Raw genomic sequence first — 25,004 nt, 5'->3', positions numbered from 1 at the left:
CGGTCGGCTGCGGCGCGCGGTCAGCGTCCGCTGGACGGCGCCGACTCGGTCCAGCTGAACAGCAGCGCGCCGTTGGCGCCGTAGCCGTGCACCACCGCGCCGGTGCCGTCCATGCCCGCGCTGGCGAGCTGGCTCTGGTCGAACCAGACGCCCTCGGCCATCTGGGCGTTGTGCTCCCGGCCGCCCGGGTACCGCACGGTGATCCGGGTGATCTCGTCGCCGTAGCGGCCGACCAGGGTGTTGGCGTAGACCGAGGCGCGGGTGCCGTCCAGGGCCGGGGAGCTGACCCCGCCGGTGCTGTACTCCACCGTCAGCTGGTTGTTGAGCGCGCCGCTGGGCCTGCTGCCGAGCAGCGCCTCGCGGCCGTTGGGGTTGGACGCGTCCTGCGGCACCGAGCAGCCGGCCAGTTGGCCGGAGGGGCCCTTGCCGATGATCCAGGTGGACAGGCCGTTCTCCATCGCCCGGTACAGGTGCGGCTCGGCGATCACCACCCGGTAGCTGCCGACCGGGTCGGTCGGCCTGGGCGTGCTGAAGTAGTTGCCGCTGGTCAGTCGGCCGTCGACGGCGGCCTGGAGGCAGCCGGTCAGCTGGCTCTGCGCGGTCGCCGGGCGGATCCCGTTCAGCACCGGCACGGTGGCGGTCGCGGGCTGCCGCGCGGCGGGGACGCCGCCGCCGGTGCCGTCGCGCAGGCCGAGCGTGGCGAACGCGCCGATCAGCACCACCGACGCGGCCACGGCGGCCACCGAGCTCCAACTGCACCCGCTGGAGCGGCGGCCGGACAGCGGGGCGGCGATCCGGATGGTGTCGCCGAGGGTACCGTCGGCGTCGAGGACGTCCAGCGGGTTCCCCGAGCCGCCGGAGCCCGGTACCGCGGCCAGCGCGGCGTACCCAGGGTCGCGTTCCTGCTCCCGGCGGATCAGGGCGAGGAGCTCGTGGCGGCGGCGATCCCGGTCGGGCAGCGGCCGGTCGGCCGGAGCCGGGGGAAGTCCGTTCATCGAAGAGCCCCTTGGCGTTGGTGGCGGACGGTCGGCTCCGGCACGGCCAGGGCCAGGCCCAGCCGTCGCCGGGCCCGGGACAGGCGGGACTTGACCGTCCCCACGGCGACCCCGAGGGTCACCGCGGCGGCGTGCTGGTCCAGGCCGGACCAGACGCAGAGTTCGACCACGTCGCGTTCGTGGGCGGACAGGCCGCGGACCGCGGCGCGCAGCCGGGCCAGGTCCGCCGCGTCGTCGATCCGGGCGGCCACCGCCTCGGCGTGGTCGGCGACGTGCGGGTCGGGGGCGAGCCGGTCCAGCGCCGCCCGGTAGCGGTTCAGCGAACGCCGCTGGTTGGCGCCGACGTTGTTGGCCACGGCCAGCAGCCAGGGCAGCACGGACTCGCGGTCGACCACGACCTCGTGTCTGCGCCGCCAGGCGTGCAGGAACACCGCCGAGGTCAGGTCCTCGGCGTCGGCCGGGTTCTCCAGCCGTCGCCGCAGGTGGTTGTGGACCACGTCGGAGTGGCGGTCGAAGAGCACACCGAACGCGAGCGTGTCACCGGCGCAGCCGCGTGCCCACAGCTCCCGGTCGGTGGCGTCCGCATGGTCGTCCATATCCCCTCCATGTCCGCGACCGGCGGGTGGTTCCCAGCTTCTTTCGACCGGCTGGGGCGGGTGGTGCTAGCGGGCCGGGGCGAGCGCGGCCAGGGCGGTCCGGACCGCCTCGGCGTCGGGCGCGCCCAGCCGCTCGAAGATCTCCAGCGCCTCGGCCAGCGCGGCCCTGGCCTGCCGGTTCCGGCCGCTGCGGTCCAGTGCCTGGCCCAGGCAGGCCAGGGTCACCGCGCGGCCGTGGTCGGTACCGATGGCGGTGCACAGCACCAGGGCCTCCTCGCAGTAGGCGATGGCGTCCGGGTAGGCGCCCAGGGCGAGCGCGGCCTCGCCGAGGTTGCTGAGGATCGCCGCCTCGGCGTACCGGTGGCCCGCCTTGCGGCTGAGCTCCAGGCCGTCCAGGTAGCTGTCGACGGCCTCCGCCGGCTGTCCGTCGGCGACCTGGAGCATGCCCAGGTTGCCGAGGGTGACCGCGGCGGCGCTGTGGTCCTGCGCCTCCAGCTGGATCCGCAGCGCCTCCCGGGCGGCGTCCATGCCCTCGCGGTGGCTGCCCTGGGCGGCGAGTACGCCGGTGAGGTTGCTCAGTGCCAGCGCCTGGAGGTCCTTGCGGCCCATGGCCCGGTAGGCCTCGATGGCCGCCCGGGTGACCCGGGCCGCGTCGTCGAAGCGGCGCAGGTCCAGGTAGGCGGTGCCGAGGCCGTCCCGCATCCGGGCCGCGCCGAGCGGTTCGCCCGCGCTCTCGGCGGCGGCCAGGCCGGTCTCGTAGGCGCTGATCCAGTCGGACCAGTGCCGCCGCACGATGAAGTACTGGCGCATGGCCTCCGCGAGCCGCCAGCAGAACTCCTCGGTGCCGGGCCGCTGGGCCCGGGCGCTGAGCGCGACCAGGGTGGGCAGTTCCGTCTCGAACCAGTCCAGCGCCTGCTCCTGGCCGCGGAACCGGGGCGCGTCCGGGCCGACGGCCACGGCGGCCTCGGTCCCCGCCTCGGTCCCCGCTGCGGTCCCCGCTTCGGTCCCGGCGGCGGGTCCGGCGCCGAGGCTCAGCCGTTCCGGGCCGAACAGCGCCGGGCGTCCGGCCGGGCGCAGCAGTTCGGCCGCTGCCTCGGCGCCGGCCAGGAACCAGGCCAGCAGTCGGCCGAAGGCCGCGGCCCGGGCCGCCGGGGACTCCTCGGCGGCGGCCATCTCCTCGGCGTAGAGCCGGGTGAGGTCGTGGAAGCGGTACTGGCCGCCGTGCGGCAGTTCCAGCAGCCGGTGGTCGACCAGCGCCTCCAGCACCTCCTCGGCCCGCTCGACCGAGGTGCCGAACAGCGCGGCGGCGGCGGAGGGGCCGAACTGCGGCAGGCCGCCGAGGCCGAGCAGCCGGAAGCAGCGGGGCAGGCCGGGACCCTGGGCGGTGTGCTCCGGGCCGAGCCCGGCGTAGCCGAGGGCGAGCCCGGCGCGGACCGAGAGCTCACCGGCGGTGAGCTCGGTCAGCGTGCGGCGGGTGTCCGCGAGCCGGTCGGCGAGCTGCTGGATGCTCCACCGCGGCCGGGTCGCCAGCCGGGCTCCGGCGATCCGGATCGCCAGCGGCAGTCCGCAGCAGCTGCCGAGCACGGCGGTGACCGCCTCCGGCTCCGGCTCGACCCGGCCGGCCCCGACGATCCGTTCGAACAGCGACCGGCTCTCGTCCAGGCTGAGCGTCTCCAGGCCGAAGGAGCGGGTGTTGGCCAGCGCGGGCAGGTCCTGGCGGGCGGTGAGCAGGACCGCCGAGCTTCCGCTGCCCGGCAGCAGGTCGCGGACCTGGGCCGCGTCGCGGACGTCGTCCAGCATGACCAGCACCCGGCGCGGGGCCAGCACCGAGCGGTACAGCGCGGTGCGCTCGTCCGGTTGCGCGGGTACGGCGTCCGGCGGGGTGCCGAGGGCGCGCAGGAAGCGGCCCTGGACGTCGTGCGCCGGGACCGGGTCGGGACCGGCGCCCGCCATCGCGGCGTACAGCTGGCCGTCCGGGAATCCGGGGCGCAGCTGGTGGGCGACGTGGAGGGCGAGCGCGGTCTTGCCGATCCCGGCGGGGCCGACGACCGCCGCCGACCGGGGTGCGGCGCCGTCGGGCGCCGGGGCGCCGAGGTGGATCAGCAACTGCCCGGCGGCTTCCGCGCGTCCGGTGAAGTCGTCGGTGAGCGGCGGGAGCTGTGCGGGCGCGAAGGCGGCGGGAGGGGTGGCCGCGGGGGCGCTGTCGGCGGCGGCCTCCTTGATTGACGGTGCGTCAAGTTCCGGATCGCGCAAGAGTATGCGCTGGTGCAGCTGCTGTAGTGCGCGGCCGGGGGCGACCGCGAGCTCGCGGACCAGGGTGCGCCGGGTGCGCTGGTAGACCTCCAGCGCTTCGGCCTGCCGCTCGCTGCGGTAGAGCGCGAGCATCAGCTGCCCGGTGAAGCGCTCGCGCAGCGGGTGCTCCTGGGCCAGGGTGCCGAGCTCGATCAGCACGTGCGTGTGCCGACCCAGCTCCAGCTCGGCCTCCAGTCGCAGTTCCAGGGCCTGCAACCGGGCCTCGCCGAGCTGCCGGACCAGCTCGGCCTGGTCGGCGAGGCCGGGGACATCCTGTAGCGGGGTGCCCCGCCACAGGCCCAGGGCCCGCAGCAGCAGTTCCTGGCAGTGGCTCCACTCGCGGTCGGCGGCGGCCTGCTCGGCCTCGGTCCGCAGCCGGGTGAACAGCTGGACGTCGAACTCGTCCGGCGCGACCACCAGCCGGTAGCCGGAGCCCTGGGTGAGCAGCCGGGCGCCCGCCTCGCCGAGCAGTCGGCGCAGCCGCAGGACGTAGCCCTGGAGCGTGGTCCGGGCCCCGGCGGGCGGGCAGCCGTCCCAGACGCTGTGGGCGAGTTCGTCCCAGGTGACCGAGCGGTTGGCCCGCAGCAGCAGGGTCGCCAGCAGGGCCCGCTGGCGGCGCGCGGTGATCTGGCGCTCGGTGGCGCCGTCGTCCACCAGCAGCGGCCCGAGCACGCCGAACCGCATGAACCCCGCCTCCCGCCGACCGGCTGTGTGAAGGGTGTCAAGTTAACAGCCAGGGCCTGAGCGGATCGCGGAGGGTGCGCGGCTGCTTGTCTCCCGCTTGTCTCCACGCTTGTCGTGCACCCGTCGGATCGGCCTCGGGCCGGGCCGCCAAGGGGGCGCGCCCCGGCTCCGCTTGTCTTCCGCTGGGCTCCCGACGGCGCCGGGACGCCGGATCTTGACCGTGTCCCTGGTCCAGTCCAGGCTCGCTGCTGGGACCAGACGAATGGGGTGCACCCGTCGTATTTCGACTCGGCGCGGTGGGCCGGTCCGGTCCGGCAACTGGAGCTCGCGGGGGTGGGTCCAGCGGCCGGGGTCGTCGCGGTGCGCGGGCTGTCGGTCATCCGGGGGGATGACCGGCCGCCGCGCCCGGGGCGGTGGTCCAGCGGTGACGCCCGCCCCGGCCGTCCGCTCCAGCGACCCGGGCGGCCGGGGGCGGCGTCAGCAGGCGTCGCGGGCGGGCACCGACCGCCCGCCCTCGCGGCAGACCGGGCAGCGGCAGGGTGGCAGTTCGAAGGCTCCGGTGAGCGGTAACGACGTGGCGCTCGGTTCGTAGGCGTCGGCACCGAGCTCCCGGCGTTCGCCGGTGTCCCGGTTGACGACGTAGACGCGGAAGGTGATCACGTGGACCGCCGGCAGCGGTCCGAGTGGCTGTGGGGCCGCGGTTTCCGCGGGTGGCGGCAGAGAATCAGGACGAGTCCGGTGACCGGTGAATGCACGAGTTGCTCCTGGTGGGGGCGGGTGTCCGGCACGATGTACCCCGGGTGACCGGCAACTCGGTTACCGCCCCCGGAAACTGACACCCATTCAACGGGGTTACGCCGGACAGGAGAACGGGGGAAACTGCGAACAACTTTGAAAGCCTTGAAAGTTCGGGGGTCGCCATGGCAGCACGCACCCGTACGCCCAATCGCGGTCTGGCTGCGCTGATGACGGAAGCACGTTGGGGGAACGGGCAGTTGGCCCGTGCGGTGAACCGGGCCGGAAGTGAGTCCGGACTGGAACTGAACTACGACGAATCGGCGGTATCGCATTGGCTCGGCGGGACCGTGCCACGGCTCCGGGTGCGGCCGGTGGTGCTGGAGGTCCTGTCCCGGCGGCTCGGTAGGCCGGTCACCTCGCAGGAGGCGGGCTTCGGCCGGAGCACCGGCGCGGCGGAGCCGGACCCGGACGCGGACCCGGTCTCCGGCACGATGGACCTGGGCCGGGCCGACATGGACCCCTCCCGCCGGAGCGTGCTCGCGGCCGGGATGTACTCGGCGGCGCTGATGGCCCCCGAGTACGGCGAGTTGCACGGGCGGCTGGAGGCCTCGCACGCCGGACGCACCACCCACATAGGAGCGCCCGAGGTGGCCACGGTGCGGACCATGACCGAGCGGATCGCGGCGATCCTGGACGAGCTCGGCGGCGCCCACGCCCGGCCGATGGCCGCCGCCTTCCTGGTCAACACCGTCGGCCCGTACCTGAAGGCCTCCGCCAGCGGGCCGGTCAAGGCGGACATGCTGGCCGCCGCCTCCGACCTGGTCTACCTGACCGGCTGGATGGCCATGTACGAGAAGGCCCACGGCCTGGGCCAGCAGTACTACGTCCAGGCGCTGAAGCTGGCCGCCGCCGCCCAGGACTACGTCACCTACTGCCGGACCCTGCGTGGAATGGCGTTGCAGGCGGCCAACCTGGGCTACGGCAGCAAGGCGTTGCAACTCGCTGACTCCGCCGCCGAGGCGGCCCCGGCGGCGGGCCCACGGTTGCAGGCGTTCCTCGCCGGACAGCAGGCCCACGGCGCGGCCATGGTCAAGGACCGCGGCCAGGCGTTCAGCCGACTGCGCGAGACCGAGGCCGCGTTGTCCAGGGCCGACTCGCGGCGCGACGCGGTCGGCGGCTACGACGAGTCGGCGTACCAGTTCCACACCGCCCACGTGCTGTACGAACTCGGCGACCTGCCCGGCTCGATCAAGGCCCTGCGGCAGTCCAACCGGGTCCGGCCCGACCAGGAGCGGCAGGGCAGGGTGCACGCCAACGGCCTGCTCGCACAACGGCAGTTGGAGCTCGGGCACGTCGAAGCCGCCTGTGCCACCTGGCATGTGTTCCTGGACGACTACGCCTACGTCTCCTCGGCCCGCGGCGACGACCACTTCCAGACCATGCGGATCCGGATCCGACCGCACCGGCAGACCCGGGCCGCCCGCGAACTCGACGAACGCGCCCGGACCGTGGCCGGACTGAAGACCTGACTGACCATCAGAGCGCTTGTGCAAGCGGTCACATGGTGTCGAGACCGACGTGCGCCTCACCGATCGCGCGCAGTGCCGCCAGCGCCTCACCGCTGCCGCTGCCCGGCACCGGTGTGAAGATCTGCACCCGCTGGTCCTCCGCCGGGGTCAGCAGCGTCTCCGCCGCCAGCTCGACCTCACCGACCCGGGGGTGCCGCAGCCGGAGCACCGTGCTGCGGCGCACCCGCACCTCGTGCTCCGCCCACAGCCCGGCGAACTCGGGGCTGTGCGCCAGCAGCCGCCGCACCAGCGCGGCCGAGACGGCGTCGCCGCGCCGGGCCACGGCGGCGCGCAGGTCGGCCACGTGGCAGCGGCTGGCCTGCGCCCAGTCCTCCGGATGGAACGCCTGCCGGGTGCGGGTCCTGGTGAACCAGGCCCAGGCGATGTTGCGGTACTCGCCCTCCACCGTGCAGGCGCAGCCGAACAGCGCCTCGGCCGCCGGGTTCTGCGCCAGCAGGTCGCCGAGGTCGCTGGTGATCTGCATGGGGGTGTCCGGCATCTGCGCCAGCAGGTAGCGCAGCGTCGGCCCGATCTCCTCCCCGGCCGCCGGACCGGGCGGCGGGCGGTGCCCGGCCAGCAGGTAGAGGTGGTCGCGGCCGTCCTCGCTCAGCCGCAGCGCGCGGGCCAGCGCGGAGAGCATCTGGATGGACGGCTGCGGGCTGCGGGCCTGCTCCAGCCGCATGTAGTAGTCCGCGGACATGCCGGACACCTGCGCCACTTCCTCCCGGCGCAGCCCGGGAGTGCGGCGGCGCGGCCCCTCCGGCAGGCCGACGTCGGCCGGGCGCACCCGCTCCCGGGAGCGGCGCAGGAAGTCCGCCAGTTCGGTGCGATTCATGGTGTTCATCGCAGTGCTGAACACCGACGGAGAGCCTGGGATTTCCGATCCTAGGGAAAGCTGCCCACTCGTTCCGACCGGCCCGGCGTGAAACTCTCTGGGTGTCGCCGCGGAACACCGGCGAACACACCGCCCGACCTGCCCAACTGTCTTTCCCTGCTGACGATTCACGACTGACGATTCACGACTGACGATTCACGACTGACGATTCACGGAAGAGGTCTGCCATGTCCGAGTCCACCGCTGTTCCCACCCACGCTCAGTCCGTCGCGTTCGCCGCCTTCGGCGGAGCGGAGCAACTGACCCTCAGCGACAGCCCGGTACCCGCGCCGGGCGCGGGGCAGGTGCTGCTCCGGATCCACGCGGTCGGGGTCAACCCGCTCGACTGGAAGATCCGCCGCGGCCTGTTGCAGCAGGTGTTCGCGCTGCCGCTCCCGCACGTGCTCGGCGTGGAGGGGAGCGGCACGGTGGTGGCCACCGGTCCCGAGGTGACCGCCTGGAAGGTCGGCGACGAGGTCTTCGGACCGGTCGCCGCGGGATACGCCCAGTACTCGCTGGCCGAGGCCGCCGATCTCGCGGCCAAGCCCGCCGAGCTGAGCTGGGAGCTGGCCGCCGCGCTGCCGGTCGCCGCGGAGACGGCGTACCGGACGCTGGAACTGCTCAAGGTCACCGCCGGGGAGACGCTGCTGGTGCACGGCGCGGCCGGGGCGGTGGGCGGCGTGGTGGTGCAGCTCGCGGTCGCCGACGGGATCCGGGTGATCGGCACCGCGAGTGAGGCCAACCACGAGTACCTGCGCGAGCTGGGCGCGATCCCGGTCAGCTACGGCGACGGCGTGTTCGACCGGGTGCGCGCGGCCGCGCCGCAGGGTGTCGACGCGGTGCTGGACACCTCGGGCGCCGGAGTGCTGGCGGCGTCGGTGGAGCTGGTCGGCGGCACCGAGCGGGTGGTCACCGTGGCCGACCCGGCCGAGGCCGGGGTGCTTGGGGTGCGCTTCAGCGGCGGCGGCGAGGGAGTCAGGGTCGCCCAGGGCCTGGCCGCCGGCCTGCGGCTGTTCCAGGCGGGGACGCTGAAGCTGCCGATCCGCGCCGCCCTGCCGCTGGCCGAGGCGGCGGCCGCGCAGGACCTGAGCGAGCAGGGGCACGGCCGGGGCAAGATCGTCCTGCTGCCCTGACCCGACCGCTCGATACGCGCGTCGCTCGGCCGCTCCCCGGGGGGAGAGCGGTCGGGCGACGCCGCGTTCAGGCGACGTTGCGTGGGCGGAACTGGACGCTGATCCGGGGGCCGACCGGCTTCGGGGTCTTCGGCACCGCGTGGTCCCAGGTGCGCTGGCAGGAGCCGCCCATCACCAGCAGGTCGCCGTGCCCCAGCGTCCGCCGCAGCGAGTCCGCGCCGCCGCCGCGCGGGCGCAGCAGCAGCGAGCGCGGCTCGCCGACGGACAGGATGGCGACCATGGTGTCCTGGCTGCTGCCCCGGCCGAAGCGGTCGCCGTGCCAGGCGACACTGTCGCGCCCGTCCCGGTAGTAGCACAGGCCCGCGGTGCGGAAGGGCTCGCCGAGCTCGGCCGCGTAGTGCGCGCTGAGGGCCTCCCGAGCCCGCGCCAGCACCGGGTGCGGCAGCCGGTCGTCCTCGCCGAACCGGGCGAGCAGCCGGGGGACGCTGACCACCTGCTCGTACATCTGCCGCCGCTCGGCGTGCCAGGCCACCGACTCGGCCAGGAACTCGAACAGCGAGTCGGCGCCGGACAGCCACCCGGGCAGGACGTCGATCCACGCGCCGAACCCCAGCTCGGTACGGCGCGACCGGGTGAGGCTGCCGAGCGCGAGCGTGTCGGCCGCCGAGAACAGGGATCCCTGGAGAGCTACCGTCATCGTTCCAGCGTACGCCCTGTTCGAACATGTTTTCGAACGCGGGTCGAGTGTCGTAGCCGACGGCTAGCCTGCTCGGCAGCGGGACAGGACGACACCAAGGGGGACGCGATGACCGGATTGGGCTGGATGTACGACGGCGATCTACCGCTGCTGAGCCTCACCTTCGCGCGTGGCCTCACGGCCGGGCAGCTGCTGGAGCGGATGGGCGCGGACCCGGCGACCATCGCCGGGCGCGACCGGGAGGCCTTCTATGCCGACTTCGGTGACATCGTCTTCGACGACGACGCCAACGTCGTCTCCGCCGGGCGGTGCGGCCAGTGGGCCTGGGTCTGGGAGCACGCCGGGTGGCTGTGCGTGGAGGACGGCGACCTGGTCCGGAACGCCTCGATCGGAACGGCGGCGCTGGTGCTGAACGCCAACGAGAAGCCCATGGTCGAGTTCGGCTACGCCGAGGACGGCCGGCTCGTGACCGCGTTCAACACCATCCTCGGCCTTGCGCCCAGGGACCGCACCGGCAGTGACCCGCACCGGTTCGACGCCGAGCTGCTCGCACTGGGCGCCGACCCCGACCGCGACGAGACCGGTCCGCTGGGACTGCGCGGGCTGTTCCTCGGCCTGGCCGAGAGCCTGGGTGTCGGCATACCCGGCGACCTCCACGGCGCGGAGACGCTCAGCGCCCGACTGCGGCCACGACAGTAGCGGCACCGGCCGCGCGGTGATCCTTGGGTATGGATTTCTGACATGGCCACTTCGGCTTTGGCGGGGGTTCCACCAGCGGGAACGCCCCGCCCGGAGGCCCGCAACCGGCTTGTGGGGCTTGGGAATTGCGGGATATTGCCCGGTTCGGCACCAATTGACAATCATGACGGCTGAACTGACGATGTGAGGCGTGCTCGTGGGGAGGAAGAGCCTCCGGTTGTCGGTGCTACCGGCCTGCCGCCCGCTGCGTGTGCGCCACTGGACGCACCCCCGCGACCTCCACCCTCTGGTCTTGATCCAATCGATGGGGAGAACGTGTCCATATCCCGCCGCACCACCGTAGCGGTGCGTACGCTCGGTGTCGCCGCTGCGGCCACCGCGCTCAGCCTGGGCCTCGCCGGGAGCGCTTTCGCCTGCAACATCAGAGACTTCAGCGGCGCCGCCGGCTGCGACTCCAGCAATGGCACCGCGACCGTCACGGTCACCGACGACGACAGCACCGGCCACACCGCCGACCTCCAGCTGTCCTACGGCGGCGACCGGATCGGCGGCAGCGAGACCGTCACCGGCAACGCGCGGACCCCGGGCCAGGCCGTCTTCACCGACGTGCCGTGGGAGACCGGCGGCTCCTGGACGGTCAAGGTGACCGTCCCCGGTGCGGACCTCAGCGACAACAGCGACACCAGCACCATCACGATCGCGACGAGCGGGGCGGCCTGCGCCGCGCCGACCACGTCCGCGCCGGTGACGTCCGCGCCGGTGACGTCCAAGCCCACCCCCGGCCACTCCGCGTCGTCCAGCGCCTCCCCCACTGCCTCCGCCAGCGTGTCGAGCGGCGGCACCGCCAGTGCGCCGCCCGCGCCCTCCGGCTCGGCCTCCGCCACGGCCGCCCCGGTCGTCAGCGCGTCCGCCTCGCCGACCGGGCCCGCGCTGGCCGACACCGGTGGCGGCAACGGCTCCGGGCTGATCGCCGGGATCGCCGGTGTCCTGGTGATCGCGGGTGGCGGCGTGGTGTTCGCGCTGCGTCGTCGCAGCGCCGCCGGTCGTCACTGACACAGCGTCAACTGCCGTGGCGTGGATGCGCCAGCACCCGCGCCACGGCGGTGCACGGCCCGCGGCGATACGCCGGAATTCGGCGGAACGTCAACGCAATTCGGCCCAACTGCCTTCACTGGTTCGGGAAAACTTACCAAGAAGCTGGTCCAGCAAGGGTTTTGGGGGTAAAAAGAAGGCAGCCCACCCTCCATCCGGACGGCGGCCCCAACACTGAAGGGCAGGTGCGCCAGGTCGGTTGCCGATCCACGGCCTTCGGCCCCGCCGCACGCCCCCGCCGACTTCGCTGCGAGCACACCACCCCGGACCCTGGTGGCCACCGGTGGCGCCCGCACTGCCGCCCCCGCGGCGAGGTCGCGCCGCAGCCGCACCCGCCTTCGCGTCCGGGGGGTGCACCCCGCTCCAAGGGTGGTGACCAACCTGTGTACGAGAAGTGCCCCGACGCACACCCCCGCCCGCATCCCCTGGCCGTCCCGGCGACCACTGCGGCGCCCACGCCCGACTACACCTGCGTCTGCACGCTGACCGTCCAGGGCCTGACCATCGTCGAACTGTCCGGTGAGATCGACCTCGCCGGAGCCGGACTGGTCAGCACCCACCTGGACCAGGTCACCGCCAGCAACCGCCCCCGGATCCTGGTCGACCTGCGCCGGGTCAGCTTCATCGACGCGGGCGGCCTCGGCCCACTGGCCCGGGCCCGGGACCGGGCGCTGCGCCGGGGTGGCGAACTGTCGCTGGTCTGCACCGACCCGCGGATCCTGCGCACCCTGCGGCTGGCCGGGTTGCTCCCCGGATTCCCGCTCATCCCGGCGCCGCCACGCCCCCACGTGGGCTGACCCGGCCGATCGACCCGGCCCGCCTGCCGAGACCACCACCGCCGGTCCCCGGTGCGCACGTTTCACGTGAAACGTGCGCACCGGGGACCGCGCACGTCCGGCGCTGTCCCGGAACCGGGCAGCCCGCTCGGACTCCTGGCAGGCACTCCGGGTAGGGACTCCGGGCAGGGCGGGCCGTTCCGTGAGCCGGTCCGCGCGGCGACCGGGGCGGGCCGGGCCGCCGGGGTAGGTTCGGAGACCAGGAACGACGAACGGAGCCGCCCGTGTTGCCGCTGAGTCCGCGCGAGATCGCCGCCGTCGTGGGCGGCAGCCCGCACCAGCTCCCCGACCCGGACGCGCTGGTCACCGGCCCGGTGGTGATCGACTCCCGGGCGGTGACCAGCGGCAGTGTCTTCGTCGCGATCGCGGGCGAACGGGTGGACGGCCACGACTACGCCGCCGCCGCGGTCGCCGACGGCGCCGCGCTGGTGCTGGCCGAGCGCCCGGTCCCGGCCCCGGCGGTGCTGGTCCCCGACGTGCGCCGGGCGCTGGACGCGCTGGCCGCCAGTACCGCGCGCCGACTGCCCGCCGCCACCCGGATCGGGCTGACCGGCTCCAGCGGCAAGACCTCCACCAAGGACCTGCTCGGCCAGGTGCTGGCCCAGGACGGCCCGACCACCGCGACCGCCGACAACCAGAACAACGAACTCGGCGTCCCGCTCACCGTGCTCGCGGCCACCCCGGAGACCCGCTACCTGGTGCTGGAGATGGGCGCCCGCGGACTCGGCGACCTCAGTCGGCTGACCCGGCTGGTCCCGCTGGACGTCGCGGTGGTGCTCAACGTGGGTACGGCGCACCTCGGCGAGTTCGGCACGCCCGAGGTCATCGCGCAGGCCAAGGGCGAGCTGGTGGAGGCACTGGGGCCGGACGGGATCGCGGTGCTCAACGCCGACGACCACCGGGTCGCCGCGATGGCCGAGCGCACCCAGGGCTCGGTCACCCTGTTCGGGCTCTCCGCGCGAGCGCGGATCCGGGCCGAGGACGTCTCCCTGGACGCCCTCGGCCGCCCCCGCTTCACGCTGATCACCCCCACCGGCAAGGCCCCGGTGGCGCTCCGGCTGCTGGGCGCGCACCAGGTCTCCAACGCACTGGCGGTCGCCGCCGTCGCCCACCGGCTCGGCCTGCCGACCGACCTGGTCGCGGACGCCCTCGGCCGGGCCGACACGGTCACCGGCGGACGCATGCAACTGTTCGACCGCGCGGACGGCGTGACCGTGATCGACGACGCCTACAACGCCAACCCCGAATCCATGCGGGCCGGCCTCCAGGCCCTGGCCGCCATGGGCGGCGGACGCCGCACGGTGGCCGTGCTCGGCGCGATGGCCGAGCTCGGCGACACCGCGCCGGAGGCACACCGGGCGGTCGGCCGCCTCGCGGGCGAACTCGGGCTGGGGCTGGTGGTCGGCGTCGGCGGCGAGGAGGCCGAGCTGATCACCACCGCCGCCGCCGAGCACGGCTGCGCCGTGCACCGGCTGCCGGACCCGGCCACGGCGGCGGCCGAACTGGACGGCGGCCTGCTGCGGCCGGGCGACGTGGTGCTGGTCAAGTCCAGCCGCGCCTCCGGCCTGCGCGCGGTGGCCAGGGCCCTGGCCACCGGCCACAGCTGACCGGCCACTGCCACGCCGTCCCGGCGGGGGCAGGCCGGGGGCAGGCCGGTGATCGGGCCCAGGGGGTCAGGCCAGGCGGGTCAGGTCAGGTGGGTCAGGCCAGGCGGGTCAGGCCTCGGCGGTGCGGCCGAGGACCACGCCGCGCCCGGCGTAGAAGGGCTCAAGCCGGTCCCAGGGCACCCGCGCGTACTCCTGCGACTCCCGGTACAGCCCGGACGGGTTGTGGAAGGTGACCGCCCCCGGGTCGGCGCCGACCGCCAGTACCAGGTGGCCGCCCCGGCGCGGCGGGTCGACCAGGTGGGTGCGGATCGCGGGGTGCACCGACAGCATCACCAGCCGTCCGGCCCGCAGCTCCGCCCGGACGTCGGCGACCGGCAGCTCCGGCCTGGCCTGTGCGAGCAGCCCGAAGCGCTGCTGGACGCGCACCGCGAACGGCGCGTAGATCAGCCCGTCCAGGCCGCCGTCCGGGCGCTTCACATAGGCTCCGGCGGCGAGCAGATCCCGGGCCAGGTCCATCATCGGCGGCGCCGAGCCCTGCCAGTGCCGCAGCGCCATCCGCAGGCAGGCCATGCCGCAGGCGCGCCAGGACCAGTAGCCGTACTCCTCCGCCGTCTCGGCCCCGGACCGGTGCCAGGCCGGGTCGTCGGCGGCGTCGATCCGACCGCCGATGATGTCGCCGACCAGCTCCGGTGTCTCCCACTGCGAGTAGTACGGCACCTGGTTGCGGACCACGCCGCCGTCGGCCGGATCGTTGGTGGTGGGGGACGTGGTCATCGGACGGCCTCCTCGCCGTGGTGGATGGCGGTACCGACCGCCACCTTGGAGTATCCGGCGCTCCGGCCCGCGCGGGCGAGACCGCTGCGCCAACCGGTTCCGCCGGGGATTCGGGCGGCCGGGTCAGCGGCGCGTGGGCGACCGGCCCGCCGTCAGGGGGTTCGTGCCGCTGCTCATGCGTCCATGCTGCCAGCCGGAGCGCTCGCGCCGGTCGCACCGATGGTCAGCAGCGCGTTGCCGCGGATGCGCCGGGCGCTCAGGTCGGTCAGGGTCGCCGCGGTGTCGGCCCAGTCGGCGGTGCGGCCGATCTCCGGGTGGAGCCGGCCGGTGGCCACCAGCCGGACCAGGGTGGCCAGGTCCTGGCTGTCGGGCAGGTCGGAGTGGGCGTGGGAGAAGTGCCGGATGGTCGCCCCGGCCGCACCCCGCGTCAGGACCTCGAAGAAGTCCATGGTCACCGGGGCCCGACCGGCCTGGCCGAACCAGAGCAGGGTGCCGCGCGGGGCCAGCCGGGCCAGGCTGCCCGTGAACGAGTCGCCGCCGACCGACTCCAGCACCAGGTCGAACCGCCCGACCGCGTCAGCCGGATCCCTGACCACCGCGACCGCACCCAACTCCCGCAGCCGCGCGCCGCGTTCAGCGGTGGAGCTGACGGCGGTGACCTCGGCCCCGGCCGCCGCGGCGAGCTCCACCAGGTAGTGGCCCACGCCCCCGGAGGCGCCGGTCAGCAGCACCCGGCGTCCGGCCAGGGCGCCCGCCGTCCGGATCAGCCGCAGCGCGGTGAGCCCGGCCAGCGGCAGCGCGGCGGCCTCCACCGGGCCGACCCGGTCCGGGAGTTCGGCCAGCGCGTGGACCGGCACGGCGACCCGCTCGGCCCATCCGGCGGTGGCGTGGCCGACCACGCGGCTGCCCACCGCCGGTCCGCTGCCGTCGGTCGCGCCACGCACGACCCGCCCGGCGATGTCCTGCCCTGGACGGAACCCGGCCGGGGGCGTGGTCCCGTAGACGCCGGACAGCTGGAAGTAGTCGCCCCGGTTCACCGAGAACGCCTCCACCTCGACCACGGCCACCCCGTCGGCCGCGTTCGGCTCCGCCACCTCCGCGAAGGTGATCAGCTGCCCCGGTTCGCCGGTTGCCACCAGTGCCTTCATCGTCTGCTCCCCACGCCCTCGGCCGGGCCCCGATCCGGGCCCTGCTCACGGAAGTTGAGGCTAGTCAGTGCTGGTAACCCAGCAGAAGAAGGCACTGTGAAGTGGTATAGGTTACCCATGGATACCAACACCCCTGTGGAATACGACGTGTTCCGGCTGGCCTGCCCGTCCCGCGAGGTCTTCGACCGGATCGGCGAACGCTGGACCGCGCTGGTGCTGTTGGCCCTGGCCCAGGACACCCAGCGGTTCTCGGTGCTGCGCCGGAAGATCGAGGGCATCAGCCAGAAGATGCTCACCCAGACGCTGCGGACGCTGGAGCGGGACGGCCTGGTGGCGCGGCAGGCGTTCGCCACCGTCCCGGTCACCGTGGAGTACTCGCTGACCCCCCTCGGCCGCAGCCTCGGCGAGGCCGTCCAGACCCTGCGCGGCTGGGCGTACACCCATATCGACGAGATCACCACGGCCCGCGAGGCGCACGACGCGAGCCCAGCCCCGGGCAGTCGCTAGCCGACTGCCCCCGGAGCCGGGCCCGGTCGTTCAGGACGCGCGCAGGGCGTCGGCCAGCGGGCCGCTGCCGTGGAGCCCGATGGTCCCCTCCTTGATCCCCTGCCCGAGCGGCAGTTCGCCCCGGGTCAGTTCCAGGCAGACGGCGGCGTCGAGGGTGAGCCTGGCCTCGGCCCGCTCGGCCGGGCCGTCCCCGTAGCCCGGCCCGGAGTCGTCGAAGCGCAGGTGGAAGGCGCCCTCGTCGAGCTGGACGTCGACGGTCCCGGTGTGCGCTCCGGCCAGTGGCGCGAGCCGGGCCAGCAGCGGCACGGCCAGCCAGTGCGCCCGCACCGCGTCGGTGGGTCGGCGCTGCTCCAGCGCGGGGGTGCCCCAGTCCGCCAGCGCGGACAGGACCGGCAGCAGCCCCAGGCCCCGGGGCGTGAGCGCGTACACGTAGGTCGCCCCGGCGCGGTTCAGCCGCCGGCGGACGGCCAGGCCCTCGCGCTCAAGGTCCTTGAGCCGGGAGGCCAGGACGTCGGTGCTGACCCCGGGCAGGTCGGCGTGCAGGTCGGTGTAGCGGCGCGGACCCGCCAGGAGTTCCCTGACGATCAGCAGCGCCCACCGCTCGCCGACGAGGTCCAGGGCCCGGGCGATGGCGCAGTACTGGTCATAACTTCGGTGCGGCATGCGCTCAGTGTAGACAAAGAGTTGGACTTTCCAAGTAGCTACTTGGTAGAACAAAGCATCGCCCACGGCTGGGAGGCCGCCCCATGGAGTTCAAGCAGTCGAGCAAGCTCGCCGGTGTCTGCTACGAGATCCGGGGGCCGGTGATCGAGCACGCCAACGCGCTGGAGGAGGCAGGCCACAGCGTGCTGCGGCTGAACACCGGCAACCCGGCGCTGTTCGGCTTCGAGGCGCCCGGCGAGATCCTGCAGGACATGATCCGCACCCTCCCCCAGGCCCACGGCTACACCGACTCGCGCGGCATCCTCTCCGCTCGGCGCGCGGTCGCCCAGCACTACCAGGAGCGCGGGCTGCCCGAGGTCGGCGTCGACGACGTCTTCCTGGGCAACGGGGTGTCCGAGCTGATCTCCATGGCGGTCCAGGCGCTGCTCGACGACGGCGACGAAGTCCTGATCCCGGCACCGGACTTCCCGCTGTGGACGGCGGCCACCACGCTGGCCGGGGGCAAGGCCGTGCACTACCTCTGCGACGAGTCGGCCGACTGGTACCCGGACCTCGCCGACATGGCCGCGAAGATCACCGACCGGACCAAGGCCGTGGTCATCATCAACCCCAACAACCCCACCGGCGCGGTCTATCCGAAGGAGATCCTGGACGGCATCCTGGAACTCGCCCGCCGCCACCAGCTGATGGTGCTCGCCGACGAGATCTACGACAAGATCCTGTACGACGACGCCGTCCACCACCACGCCGCCGTACTCGCCCCCGACCTGGTCTGCCTGACCTTCAGCGGCCTGTCCAAGGCCTACCGGGTCGCGGGGTTCCGCTCCGGCTGGCTCGTCGTCTCCGGCCCCAAGCAGTACGCCAAGGACTACCTCGAAGGCCTGGGCACCCTCGCCTCGATGCGGCTGTGCCCCAACGCCCCGGCCCAGTACGCCATCCAGGCCGCGCTCGGCGGGCACCAGAGCATCGGCGAACTGGTCCTCCCCGGCGGACGGCTGCGCGAGCAGCGCGACCGCTGCTGGGAGAAGCTGAACGAGATCCCCGGCGTCTCCTGCGTCAAACCGAAGGGCGCGCTCTACGCCTTCCCCCGGCTGGACCCCAAGGTGCACCGGATCCACGACGACGAGAAGCTGGTCCTGGACCTGCTGCTGCGCGAGAAGATCCAGGTGGTCCAGGGCACCGGCTTCAACTGGCCGACCCCGGACCACTTCCGCATCCTGACCCTGCCCCACGCCGATGTCCTGGATGCCGCCATCAGCCGCATCGGCCGCTTCCTCGCCGGGTACCGCCAGAGCTAGGGTCCGGCTGACCCTGGACCGCCCGCCCGAACCGAGGGCGCGGGCCGCCGAGGGTGCGGGCCCAGACCGCCGCCGCCGCGACCGAGGCCAGGGCGATCAGGCCGAGGACCACCCGCAGGCCGGTCTCGAACGGGTGGAGGCCGCCGACCAGTGAGCCGAAGGCGGCGACGCCGACAGCCGAACCGGACTGCCGGGCGGTGTTCAGCGCGGCCGCCGCCACGCCCGCGCGGCCCCGCTCGACGGTTCCCAGGGCCGGGGCGGTGGCCGCCGGGGAGATGAACCCCCCGGCCAGGCCGATCACCAGCATCGGCGCGAGCGCCGCCCAATAGGGCGAGGTACGCGTGGCGCCGAGCAGGCCGAGCGCCCCGAGGGCGTACAGCCCGAACGCCGCGCACATGGACCACCGGGCGCCGAACCGCCGCGCCACCCGAGCGGAGCCGAAACCGCCGAAGGCCACGCTCGCGGTCAACGGCAGCAGCGCCAGCCCGGCCCGCAGCGGCGAGTACCCCCGGACCTGCTGGAAGTACAGGCCGCAGACGAACAGCAGGCCGTAGAAGACCAGCGCCGAGGTCGCCGACGCCACCGTCGAACCCGCGAACACCCGGCTGCGGAACAGCGACAGCGGCAGCATCGGGTGCGCGCCGCGCGCCTCGACGACCAGGAACACCACCGCGGCCGCGGCGGCGGCGGCCAGAGCCGCGCCCACCAGCGGCGCACCCCAGTCCCGACCCTGGATGAGCACGGCGATCGGCAGGCCCAGCGCGAGCACGGCGGTCACCTGGCCGACCAGGTCGAGGCGTCCGGCCACCGACCGGATCCGCTGCTCCGCGATCGGCCACGCCAGCCACACCCCGACCAGTCCGATCGGCAGGTTGACGAAGAAGATGCTGCGCCAGCCGAGCGCGGTGATCAGCGCGCCGCCGATCGGCGGCCCGGCGGCCATGGCCACGCCGCCGAGCGACATCCAGATCCCGACCGCCCGGGCCCGTCGGTCCGGCTCCGGGTGGGCATGGTTGATCAGCGCCAGCGCGGCCGGTACCAGCAGTGCCGCGCCGGCGCCCTGCACCGCGCGTCCGGCGGCCAGCACCGGCAGCCCGGACGCCACGCCGCAGCCCGCGGAGGCGACGGTGAACAGCAGCAGCCCGGCCAGGTAGGCGCGGCGCGCGCCCCACCGGTCCGCGAGCGTGCCGCCGGTCAGCAGCAGGCTCGCGAACGCCAGCGTGTAGGCGTTGACCACCCACTGCAGGCCGTCCACACCGACCGCCAGACGGGTGGAGATGCTGTTCAGCGCGACGTTGACGATCGACGCGTCCAACAGCACGACCACGTAGCTGACCCCGGTCGCCAGCAGCACCCGGCGTCGGGCCAGGGCATCCGGCACAGCGGGCAGCGGCCGGGTCAGAAGCTTCTCGTCCATGCCCCGAAGGTGGCAGCGAAACGCTTCCACGCCGGTGGAAGTGTCCGTGCCGGACAATGGCCGGATGACCCCATCGGCGCGCATCGGCGAACCGGACATCGCCCGCGTGGCGAGCCTGTTCGCCAACGGCACCCGTGCCCGCATCCTGATGGCGCTCGCCGGAGGCCGCAGCCTGCCCGCGCGGACGCTGGCCGAGCAGGCGGGCGTCACGCCGCAGGCCGCCAGCGCCCAACTGAACCGGCTGAGCGCGGCCGGACTGATCACCGTCCAGCAGTCAGGGCGGAACCGCCACTACGCACTCGCCGGGCGCCGCGTCGCGGAGATCCTGGAGATCCTGGCCGACCTCGCCCCCGCCCAACCGGCCCCCGCGACGCTCCGCGCCAGCACCCGCAACCAGGCGCTGCGCCGGGCACGCCTCTGCTACGACCACGCGGCGGGCCGTCTCGGGGTCGTCATCACCGAGGCGCTGCTGACCCAGGGCGCGCTCGTCCCCGCGGCGGACCCCGCAGCCGCCGCCGCGGTCGCCCCGGCGCAGCCCGCCGGGCGGCAGCCGACGACCGACCCGGACCACCCCTACCGCCTCGGCCCGGCCGCGGTCCCGGTGCTCACCGGCCTCGGCGTGCCCGAGAGCCGCCTCGCCGACGACCAACGGCGCCCGCTCCTCCGTTTCTGCCTGGACTGGACCGAACAACGACACCACCTGGCCGGCCGCCTCGGCGCGGACCTCGTCGACGCCTTCCTCACCGCGGGCTGGATCACCCGCGCGCGCGACACCCGCGCCCTGCGGCTGACCCCGACCGGCCGCCACGGACTGTCCCACCACCTCGGCATCACCGACCCCTGATGCCGGCTACCCCGATCCTGCACCCACCCACTGACAACCGGCCGGGCCCGCCACTCAGCGCAGCGGAAGCGGTAGGCCGTGCTCGGACGCGAGCCGGGGGCCGAAGATCCGTCGGTCGGCCGCGGCGATGTCGGTGTCGTTGATGCCGGCCTCACGACGCCGCATCAGCCCGTCCTGGTCGAAGTCCCACAGTTCATTGCCGTAGCTGCGGTGCCACTGTCCGGTGCGGTCGTGCCACTCGTACTGGAACCGCACCGCGATCCGGCTGCCCCGGAAGGCCCACAGCTCCTTGCGCAGGGCGTAGTCGAGTTCCCGCTCCCACTTGGACCGCAGGAACGCGGTGATCTCCGGCCAGGGCGGATTCCTCATCGAAGGGGGGAAGCGGCGGACGGGTCGCCCGGCCAGCGCCGCCCGTGTCCGGTCCGCCACTGACCAGCCGGACCCCCACCGTCCGGCTCCGGCTACCGGGGCCCGCGCGGGGTACGGCTCGGGCCGCTGCAGCGGAACAGCGCGGACCCGGCGAGACCCGCGCCCCCGGTCACGCCGGACCAGGCGGCGACCCGCGGTCGCCGGTAGGCCCCGGCCTGTCGGCCGTTCATGGTCCGGAACCCCATGGCCAGCAGGGCGCTGCCGACGATCAGAACCATCCATGCCTGCCCCATGGCTACCCCCTTGCGGCGAGACCACCGGCCGTTGCCCCGCCGAAGCAGCCCTCCGGGACCCCGACGAGCCGGCGGTCCTCGTCACAGGTCGTTCCGGCGGTGCTGCAGACCGTCCAGGTAGGCGGAGTGGGTGTGCGGTTGGCCGTCCTTGCCCTTGGACCAGATGACCCGGCTGCTGGTGCTCATCGCCCGGTTCAGGGTGACCCCGCCTTCGAGGAGCATTCCGGCGCCCAGGGTCAGCAGCAGGCTGTTGCCCGCCGCCGCTGCCGCGTGCGGGTCGGCGGCCTGGAACACGGCGTTCAGCCCGAACTTGACCGCCAGGCTCAGCACCCACAGGCCGATCGTGGTGGCTGTGTAGTGCACGTAGGCGATGCCCTCGTGTTCGGCGAGCCTGGTGCTCAGGCCGCGCAGCGCGCCGAAGACGACGCTGATGGTCGCGGTGGTGATCAGGAACGCCAGCGCGGCCGGGTTGTGGGCGGCCCCGGACACGTCCGAGCAGCCCAGCGCGACCAGGACGGCGGGGAGCAGCAGCATCCGTTTGGCCTGGGCCGGTTCGCCGCGGACGCGGCGCGCCATGACGTAGCCCACGGCGGCGATGATCAGTACGACGTCGAACACGGTGTTCCTCCTGGCTGACGGGCTGCGGTGGGGGTGGGGGTGGGGCCTGCGTCTTCGAAGGCGCTCAGGAGTGGACCGCCGTCATCCGGGGCCCGGTCGGCGACACGGTGGGGCCGTTGGCGGAGAGCCTGGAAGCGCGGACGCCGAGGGCGACGGTGCGGGTCAGCAGCATGGCCACGGCCATGAAGATGAGGCTGTCGGTGATGGCGGCGGCGTTGAGGTGCTCCCGCACCGCCCAGTGGGTGAGCTGGGTGGGGAACCAGTGCACGGAGCCGTAGGAGAAGGCGGCGCGGGCGCCGATGACGGCGGTCCACAGCAGCGCGTACGGCGCTCCGGCCCGGGTGACGGGCTTGCCGGTGCTCGGGCTCCGGTAGACCGTCATCTGCACGATGGCGAGGATCCCGCACAGGAGTCCCGCGAGCGCCGCGCCGATCTCCAGGGCCAGGCCGGAACCGTGGGTGGCGGGGGCGTCCATGAAGAGCGGTACGACACCGGCCGCGAGGAGTACCGGCCGCAGGATCCGGATCCGGCCGACCTTGCGGTGGCCGCCGAGGTCGGCCTCAAGGACCGCGCCGAGGACGGCACCGTTGACGATCATGGCCTGGGTGAGTTCGGACAGCATGCCAACTCCAAGTGTGGGAAGGGGTTTCCGACCGTCCTGCGGGCTGCTTGTCCGCCCCGTTCGGGTATGGGTCAAGCCTCCCGTCCGGAGCCCTCGGCAACATCGGCTCATTGACCGGACACCGGCTCTGTCATGTGACGCGGTGGCTCTGTGCGGAATGACGTAGGGCGCCCGGAGCGGCCGTCCGCCCCCGCCGTCGGCCCGCACGGCCTCGGCTGACCGCGCTGGCAGTAGTGTCAGGTGGGACGGGGACAGAGATGGGGCGTGGCGCGGTGGACGGGCAGCCTGTGCTGGTGAGCGGGGACGTGGCCGCGTTGGGCCTGCCCACGCTGGCGGCGGTGCTGGACGGCGTCGAGGACGGGATCACGGTCGTCGACGCCGACGGCCGGTTCGTCCACGCCAACCCCGCGGCCTGCCGGATGCTGGGCCGACCGCTGGATCGGCTGCGCGGCGGCGAACTCCTCGGCGCCCTGGGGTTCGGCGGCGGGGCGACGCCTCCGGGTCGCTTCCCCTGGGGCCCGGAGGACGCGCCCGCGCCGTTCCGCTGCCTCGTGGGCGGCCCGGACACCGTCGGCCGGGAGGTCACGTGTTCCGTCGTCGCCACCGACATCGGCGGCGCCCGGCACTGGGTGGCGATCCTGCGCGACCTCGGCGGCGGACCCGCCCGGGAGCGCACCGCGGTGGCCCTGGCGCAGACCACGGCCCAACTCGTCGCGGCGGGGACGGTGGAGGAGATCCTGCGGGGCATCGCCCGGCACGCCGTCGACAGCACCGCCGCCGTCGCCTGCGGCATCGTGGTGATCGGCGACGACCACAAGCTGGCCGTGGCGGGCGGCTACGGGTTCCCGGACCGCGCCCGCAGCATGAGCGCGTGGACCGCCAGTTCGGTCACCCTGGACGAGATGCCCGGCGGGTCCCACGTGCTCACCGGCAAGCCGGTGTTCCTGCCCGACGCCCGCGCGGCGATGGGCGCCGCCCCGGCCACCAGGGCCTTCGCCGCCACCATGGAGAGCCTGGACTGGCAGGGCTCCTACTACGCGCCGCTGTCCTGGGAGGGCGAGGTGTTCGGGGTGTTCGGGGCGCACCGGCCGCCGGGGGCGGCCGACCCCAACGCGGAGGAGTGCGCCTTCTACAACGTCCTCGCCGACCAGTGCGCCGTGGCGGTGACCAACGCCCGGCTGGCGGCGTCGATGGAACGCACCCGGCTCGCCCGTGAGCTGCACGACTCGATCAGCCAGGCGCTGTTCTCCATGACCATGCACGCCCGGGCCGCGCAACTGGCGATGTCCAAGGCAGACCTGGACGACAGCGGGCCGCTGGGCCGGTCCGTGGCCCAGCTCGCCGAGCTGACCCGGGGCACCCTGGCGGAGATGCGGGCCCTCATCTTCGAACTGCGTCCGGGGGCCCTGGCCGAGGAGGGCCTGGTCTCCGCCCTGCGCAAGCAGGGCGCGGCGCTGACCGCCCGGGAGCAGGTGGCGATCGCGGTGGACGGCCCCGAACGGCGGCTGGACCTCGGGAGCGGGGTCGAGGAGCATCTCTACCGGATCGCGTCCGAAGCGCTCAACAACGTCGTCAAGCACGCCGGTGCCCGGCACGCGACCGTCCACGTCACCGTTGAGGCGGGCGCGCTGCGGACCGTGGTGAGCGACGACGGTGCCGGTTTCGACCCCGCCGCCGAGCACTCGGGTTCCATGGGCCTCTCCAGCATGGCGGAGCGCGCCCAGGCCATCGGCGCCCAGTTCACCGTCACCAGCACCCGGCACCCCGGCGCCGACGGCGTCACCGGCGTCACCCACGTCACCGGCGTCACCGGCGCCGACGCGGGGCGCACCGGCACCGTCGTCACCGTGACGCTGCCGCACCGCCGACGGGGTCACCCCAAGGAAGGCACCTGATGCCCACGGACACCCAGGCCGGTCGGGCCGACCAGCCCTTCCGCGTCTTCCTGGTCGACGACCACCGGGTCGTGCGCAGCGGTGTCGCCGCCTACCTGGCCATGGTCGACGACATCGAGGTGGTCGGCGAGGCCGCGGACGGCCAGGAGGCGCTGGACCGGATAGCCGTCCTCGAACCCGCCGACGCCCTGCCGGACGTGGTGCTCATGGACCTGATGATGCCGGGGATGGACGGCATCACCGCCACCCGCCGGATCAAGGCCCGGTGGCCGGCCGTCGAGGTGGTGGCGGTGACCAGCTTCGTGGAGGAGAGCAAGGTCCGTGGTGCCCTGGAGGCCGGGGCGGCGGGCTACCTGCTCAAGGACGCCGACGCCGACGAGGTCGCCGCCGCCGTCCGCGCCGCCGTCGCCGGGCGGATGCACCTGGATCCCGCCGTGGCCCGGATACTCGCCGACTCGACCCGGGCTCCCCAGCGGACCGGGGAAAGCCTGACCCGCAGGCAGCGCGAGGTGCTCCTGCTGATCGCCGAAGGGGCGTCGAACCGCCAGATCGCCGAGACCCTGGTGGTGAGCGAGCGCACCGCCCGCACCCATGTCTCGGACATCCTCGCCAGACTGGGCCTGGCCTCCCGTACCCAGGCCGCCATGTGGGCGGTACAGGAGGGACTGGCGCAGGGCCCGAGGTGAGCCCGGCCCGGCCCGCCCGGGCGCCCAGGAGCGGCCGACCGGTCCCGATGCCCGGGAAT

The 25,004-nt window shown here is 74.0% G+C and carries 25 protein-coding genes; 11 read left to right on the top strand and 14 right to left on the bottom strand.

Annotation, left to right across the window (positions count from 1 at the left end):
• Positions 1 to 20: 20 nt before the first annotated feature.
• The 4 genes from GXP74_RS39515 to GXP74_RS39500 all read right to left on the bottom strand — a co-directional run bounded on the left by GXP74_RS39515 (position 21) and on the right by GXP74_RS39500 (position 5,227).
• Complete coding sequence (locus GXP74_RS39515) at positions 21 to 995, bottom strand: hypothetical protein (RefSeq protein WP_182455984.1); 975 nt, start codon at positions 993 to 995, stop codon at positions 21 to 23.
• Positions 992 to 1,591 (bottom strand): RNA polymerase sigma factor, encoded by a 600-nt coding sequence (locus GXP74_RS39510; protein WP_182455983.1) that lies wholly within the window; start codon positions 1,589 to 1,591, stop codon positions 992 to 994. Before GXP74_RS39510 ends, GXP74_RS39515 begins: the two co-directional genes overlap by 4 nt.
• Positions 1,592 to 1,657: 66 nt before the next feature.
• Positions 1,658 to 4,567 (bottom strand): AfsR/SARP family transcriptional regulator, encoded by a 2,910-nt coding sequence (locus GXP74_RS39505; protein WP_182455982.1) that lies wholly within the window; start codon positions 4,565 to 4,567, stop codon positions 1,658 to 1,660.
• A 477-nt stretch (positions 4,568 to 5,044) separates the two neighbouring features.
• On the bottom strand, positions 5,045 to 5,227 hold the full coding sequence (locus GXP74_RS39500) for a hypothetical protein (RefSeq protein ID WP_182455981.1): 183 nt from the start codon (positions 5,225 to 5,227) through the stop codon (positions 5,045 to 5,047).
• Between the two features lie 305 nt (positions 5,228 to 5,532).
• On the opposite strand from GXP74_RS39500, the gene GXP74_RS39495 reads away from it, so the two are divergent.
• Positions 5,533 to 6,834 (top strand): hypothetical protein, encoded by a 1,302-nt coding sequence (locus GXP74_RS39495; RefSeq protein ID WP_370468519.1) that lies wholly within the window; start codon positions 5,533 to 5,535, stop codon positions 6,832 to 6,834.
• A gap of 28 nt (positions 6,835 to 6,862) precedes the next feature.
• Here the strand turns inward: GXP74_RS39495 and GXP74_RS39490 are convergent, their stop codons facing one another.
• Positions 6,863 to 7,708 (bottom strand): helix-turn-helix transcriptional regulator, encoded by an 846-nt coding sequence (locus tag GXP74_RS39490; protein ID WP_225448513.1) that lies wholly within the window; start codon positions 7,706 to 7,708, stop codon positions 6,863 to 6,865.
• Positions 7,709 to 7,935: 227 nt separating this feature from the next.
• Between GXP74_RS39490 and GXP74_RS39485 the strand changes: the two genes are divergently transcribed.
• Positions 7,936 to 8,880, top strand: a complete 945-nt coding sequence (locus GXP74_RS39485; protein WP_182455978.1) for an NADP-dependent oxidoreductase — start codon at positions 7,936 to 7,938, stop codon at positions 8,878 to 8,880.
• A 67-nt stretch (positions 8,881 to 8,947) separates the two neighbouring features.
• Here GXP74_RS39485 and GXP74_RS39480 read toward each other — a convergent pair whose 3' ends face one another.
• Positions 8,948 to 9,577: an alpha-ketoglutarate-dependent dioxygenase AlkB gene (locus GXP74_RS39480; protein WP_182455977.1), complete on the bottom strand. Its 630-nt coding sequence runs from the start codon at positions 9,575 to 9,577 to the stop codon at positions 8,948 to 8,950.
• A 108-nt stretch (positions 9,578 to 9,685) separates the two neighbouring features.
• Here GXP74_RS39480 and GXP74_RS39475 point away from each other — a divergent pair, with 108 nt between their 5' ends.
• From GXP74_RS39475 to murF, 4 genes are all read left to right on the top strand, one after another.
• Positions 9,686 to 10,276, top strand: coding sequence for a DUF6461 domain-containing protein (locus GXP74_RS39475; RefSeq protein ID WP_182455976.1), 591 nt, complete (start codon positions 9,686 to 9,688; stop codon positions 10,274 to 10,276).
• Positions 10,277 to 10,591: 315 nt separating this feature from the next.
• A complete protein-coding gene (locus GXP74_RS39470) occupies positions 10,592 to 11,329 on the top strand; it encodes a hypothetical protein (protein ID WP_182455975.1) in 738 nt (245 codons plus the stop codon).
• Between the two features lie 422 nt (positions 11,330 to 11,751).
• The gene (locus tag GXP74_RS39465; RefSeq protein ID WP_225448512.1) at positions 11,752 to 12,165 is read left to right on the top strand and encodes an STAS domain-containing protein; all 414 of its coding nucleotides are present in this window, start codon (positions 11,752 to 11,754) and stop codon (positions 12,163 to 12,165) included.
• A gap of 263 nt (positions 12,166 to 12,428) precedes the next feature.
• Positions 12,429 to 13,811, top strand: a complete 1,383-nt coding sequence (murF, locus tag GXP74_RS39460) for a UDP-N-acetylmuramoyl-tripeptide--D-alanyl-D-alanine ligase (protein WP_182455974.1) — start codon at positions 12,429 to 12,431, stop codon at positions 13,809 to 13,811.
• A gap of 108 nt (positions 13,812 to 13,919) precedes the next feature.
• On the opposite strand, the gene GXP74_RS39455 is transcribed toward murF, so the two are convergent.
• Positions 13,920 to 14,585, bottom strand: coding sequence for a C39 family peptidase (locus GXP74_RS39455; RefSeq protein WP_182455973.1), 666 nt, complete (start codon positions 14,583 to 14,585; stop codon positions 13,920 to 13,922).
• A gap of 173 nt (positions 14,586 to 14,758) precedes the next feature.
• Positions 14,759 to 15,733 (bottom strand): zinc-binding dehydrogenase, encoded by a 975-nt coding sequence (locus GXP74_RS39450; protein ID WP_182455972.1) that lies wholly within the window; start codon positions 15,731 to 15,733, stop codon positions 14,759 to 14,761.
• Between the two features lie 117 nt (positions 15,734 to 15,850).
• Here GXP74_RS39450 and GXP74_RS39445 point away from each other — a divergent pair, with 117 nt between their 5' ends.
• Positions 15,851 to 16,240: a helix-turn-helix domain-containing protein gene (locus tag GXP74_RS39445; RefSeq protein ID WP_182455971.1), complete on the top strand. Its 390-nt coding sequence runs from the start codon at positions 15,851 to 15,853 to the stop codon at positions 16,238 to 16,240.
• Between the two features lie 30 nt (positions 16,241 to 16,270).
• On the opposite strand, the gene GXP74_RS39440 is transcribed toward GXP74_RS39445, so the two are convergent.
• Positions 16,271 to 16,903, bottom strand: a complete 633-nt coding sequence (locus GXP74_RS39440) for a helix-turn-helix domain-containing protein (RefSeq protein ID WP_182455970.1) — start codon at positions 16,901 to 16,903, stop codon at positions 16,271 to 16,273.
• An 83-nt stretch (positions 16,904 to 16,986) separates the two neighbouring features.
• Here GXP74_RS39440 and GXP74_RS39435 point away from each other — a divergent pair, with 83 nt between their 5' ends.
• A complete protein-coding gene (locus tag GXP74_RS39435) occupies positions 16,987 to 18,201 on the top strand; it encodes a pyridoxal phosphate-dependent aminotransferase (protein ID WP_182455969.1) in 1,215 nt (404 codons plus the stop codon).
• Here the strand turns inward: GXP74_RS39435 and GXP74_RS39430 are convergent.
• Positions 18,158 to 19,618, bottom strand: a complete 1,461-nt coding sequence (locus GXP74_RS39430) for an MFS transporter (RefSeq protein WP_182455968.1) — start codon at positions 19,616 to 19,618, stop codon at positions 18,158 to 18,160. The two genes, GXP74_RS39435 and GXP74_RS39430, sit on opposite strands and share 44 nt — an antisense overlap.
• A gap of 64 nt (positions 19,619 to 19,682) precedes the next feature.
• On the opposite strand from GXP74_RS39430, the gene GXP74_RS39425 reads away from it, so the two are divergent.
• Complete coding sequence (locus tag GXP74_RS39425; protein WP_182455967.1) at positions 19,683 to 20,462, top strand: helix-turn-helix transcriptional regulator; 780 nt, start codon at positions 19,683 to 19,685, stop codon at positions 20,460 to 20,462.
• A gap of 54 nt (positions 20,463 to 20,516) precedes the next feature.
• On the opposite strand, the gene GXP74_RS39420 is transcribed toward GXP74_RS39425, so the two are convergent.
• The 4 genes from GXP74_RS39420 to GXP74_RS39405 form a co-directional block, all read right to left on the bottom strand.
• Positions 20,517 to 20,963 carry a DUF1348 family protein gene (locus GXP74_RS39420; protein WP_370468587.1) on the bottom strand — a complete coding sequence of 149 codons (447 nt, stop codon included), beginning with the start codon at positions 20,961 to 20,963 and terminating at the stop codon, positions 20,517 to 20,519.
• The gene (locus GXP74_RS39415; protein WP_182455965.1) at positions 20,924 to 21,124 is read right to left on the bottom strand and encodes a hypothetical protein; all 201 of its coding nucleotides are present in this window, start codon (positions 21,122 to 21,124) and stop codon (positions 20,924 to 20,926) included. The genes GXP74_RS39420 and GXP74_RS39415 overlap by 40 nt, the downstream gene beginning before the upstream one ends.
• A gap of 81 nt (positions 21,125 to 21,205) precedes the next feature.
• Complete coding sequence (locus GXP74_RS39410; protein WP_182455964.1) at positions 21,206 to 21,742, bottom strand: DUF1453 family protein; 537 nt, start codon at positions 21,740 to 21,742, stop codon at positions 21,206 to 21,208.
• Positions 21,743 to 21,806: 64 nt separating this feature from the next.
• Positions 21,807 to 22,364 (bottom strand): hypothetical protein, encoded by a 558-nt coding sequence (locus GXP74_RS39405; RefSeq protein ID WP_182455963.1) that lies wholly within the window; start codon positions 22,362 to 22,364, stop codon positions 21,807 to 21,809.
• Between the two features lie 293 nt (positions 22,365 to 22,657).
• Between GXP74_RS39405 and GXP74_RS39400 the strand changes: the two genes are divergently transcribed.
• Together GXP74_RS39400 and GXP74_RS39395 are read left to right on the top strand one after the other, a co-directional pair.
• On the top strand, positions 22,658 to 24,259 hold the full coding sequence (locus GXP74_RS39400) for a histidine kinase (protein WP_182455962.1): 1,602 nt from the start codon (positions 22,658 to 22,660) through the stop codon (positions 24,257 to 24,259).
• Positions 24,259 to 24,945, top strand: a complete 687-nt coding sequence (locus GXP74_RS39395; RefSeq protein WP_182455961.1) for a response regulator transcription factor — start codon at positions 24,259 to 24,261, stop codon at positions 24,943 to 24,945. The genes GXP74_RS39400 and GXP74_RS39395 overlap by 1 nt, the downstream gene beginning before the upstream one ends.
• The last annotated feature ends 59 nt before the right edge of the window (positions 24,946 to 25,004 follow it).

This window comes from Streptacidiphilus sp. P02-A3a, from assembly GCF_014084105.1.
Classification (GTDB): domain Bacteria; phylum Actinomycetota; class Actinomycetes; order Streptomycetales; family Streptomycetaceae; genus Streptacidiphilus.
Note: the sequence above shows the minus strand (reverse complement) of the source record. Positions and strands in the feature narration are given on the sequence as shown.

Coding starts and splice junctions, on each gene's coding strand:
- GXP74_RS39515 (WP_182455984.1), bottom strand. CDS start 995: ATGAACGGACTTCCCCCGGCTCCGGCCGACCGGCCGCTGCCCGACCGG.
- GXP74_RS39510 (WP_182455983.1), bottom strand. CDS start 1,591: ATGGACGACCATGCGGACGCCACCGACCGGGAGCTGTGGGCACGCGGC.
- GXP74_RS39505 (WP_182455982.1), bottom strand. CDS start 4,567: ATGCGGTTCGGCGTGCTCGGGCCGCTGCTGGTGGACGACGGCGCCACC.
- GXP74_RS39495 (WP_370468519.1), top strand. CDS start 5,533: ATGACGGAAGCACGTTGGGGGAACGGGCAGTTGGCCCGTGCGGTGAAC.
- GXP74_RS39490 (WP_225448513.1), bottom strand. CDS start 7,708: ATGAATCGCACCGAACTGGCGGACTTCCTGCGCCGCTCCCGGGAGCGG.
- GXP74_RS39485 (WP_182455978.1), top strand. CDS start 7,936: ATGTCCGAGTCCACCGCTGTTCCCACCCACGCTCAGTCCGTCGCGTTC.
- GXP74_RS39480 (WP_182455977.1), bottom strand. CDS start 9,577: ATGACGGTAGCTCTCCAGGGATCCCTGTTCTCGGCGGCCGACACGCTC.
- GXP74_RS39475 (WP_182455976.1), top strand. CDS start 9,686: ATGACCGGATTGGGCTGGATGTACGACGGCGATCTACCGCTGCTGAGC.
- GXP74_RS39455 (WP_182455973.1), bottom strand. CDS start 14,585: ATGACCACGTCCCCCACCACCAACGATCCGGCCGACGGCGGCGTGGTC.
- GXP74_RS39450 (WP_182455972.1), bottom strand. CDS start 15,733: ATGAAGGCACTGGTGGCAACCGGCGAACCGGGGCAGCTGATCACCTTC.
- GXP74_RS39445 (WP_182455971.1), top strand. CDS start 15,851: ATGGATACCAACACCCCTGTGGAATACGACGTGTTCCGGCTGGCCTGC.
- GXP74_RS39440 (WP_182455970.1), bottom strand. CDS start 16,903: ATGCCGCACCGAAGTTATGACCAGTACTGCGCCATCGCCCGGGCCCTG.
- GXP74_RS39435 (WP_182455969.1), top strand. CDS start 16,987: ATGGAGTTCAAGCAGTCGAGCAAGCTCGCCGGTGTCTGCTACGAGATC.
- GXP74_RS39430 (WP_182455968.1), bottom strand. CDS start 19,618: ATGGACGAGAAGCTTCTGACCCGGCCGCTGCCCGCTGTGCCGGATGCC.
- GXP74_RS39425 (WP_182455967.1), top strand. CDS start 19,683: ATGACCCCATCGGCGCGCATCGGCGAACCGGACATCGCCCGCGTGGCG.
- GXP74_RS39415 (WP_182455965.1), bottom strand. CDS start 21,124: ATGGGGCAGGCATGGATGGTTCTGATCGTCGGCAGCGCCCTGCTGGCC.
- GXP74_RS39405 (WP_182455963.1), bottom strand. CDS start 22,364: ATGCTGTCCGAACTCACCCAGGCCATGATCGTCAACGGTGCCGTCCTC.
- GXP74_RS39395 (WP_182455961.1), top strand. CDS start 24,259: ATGCCCACGGACACCCAGGCCGGTCGGGCCGACCAGCCCTTCCGCGTC.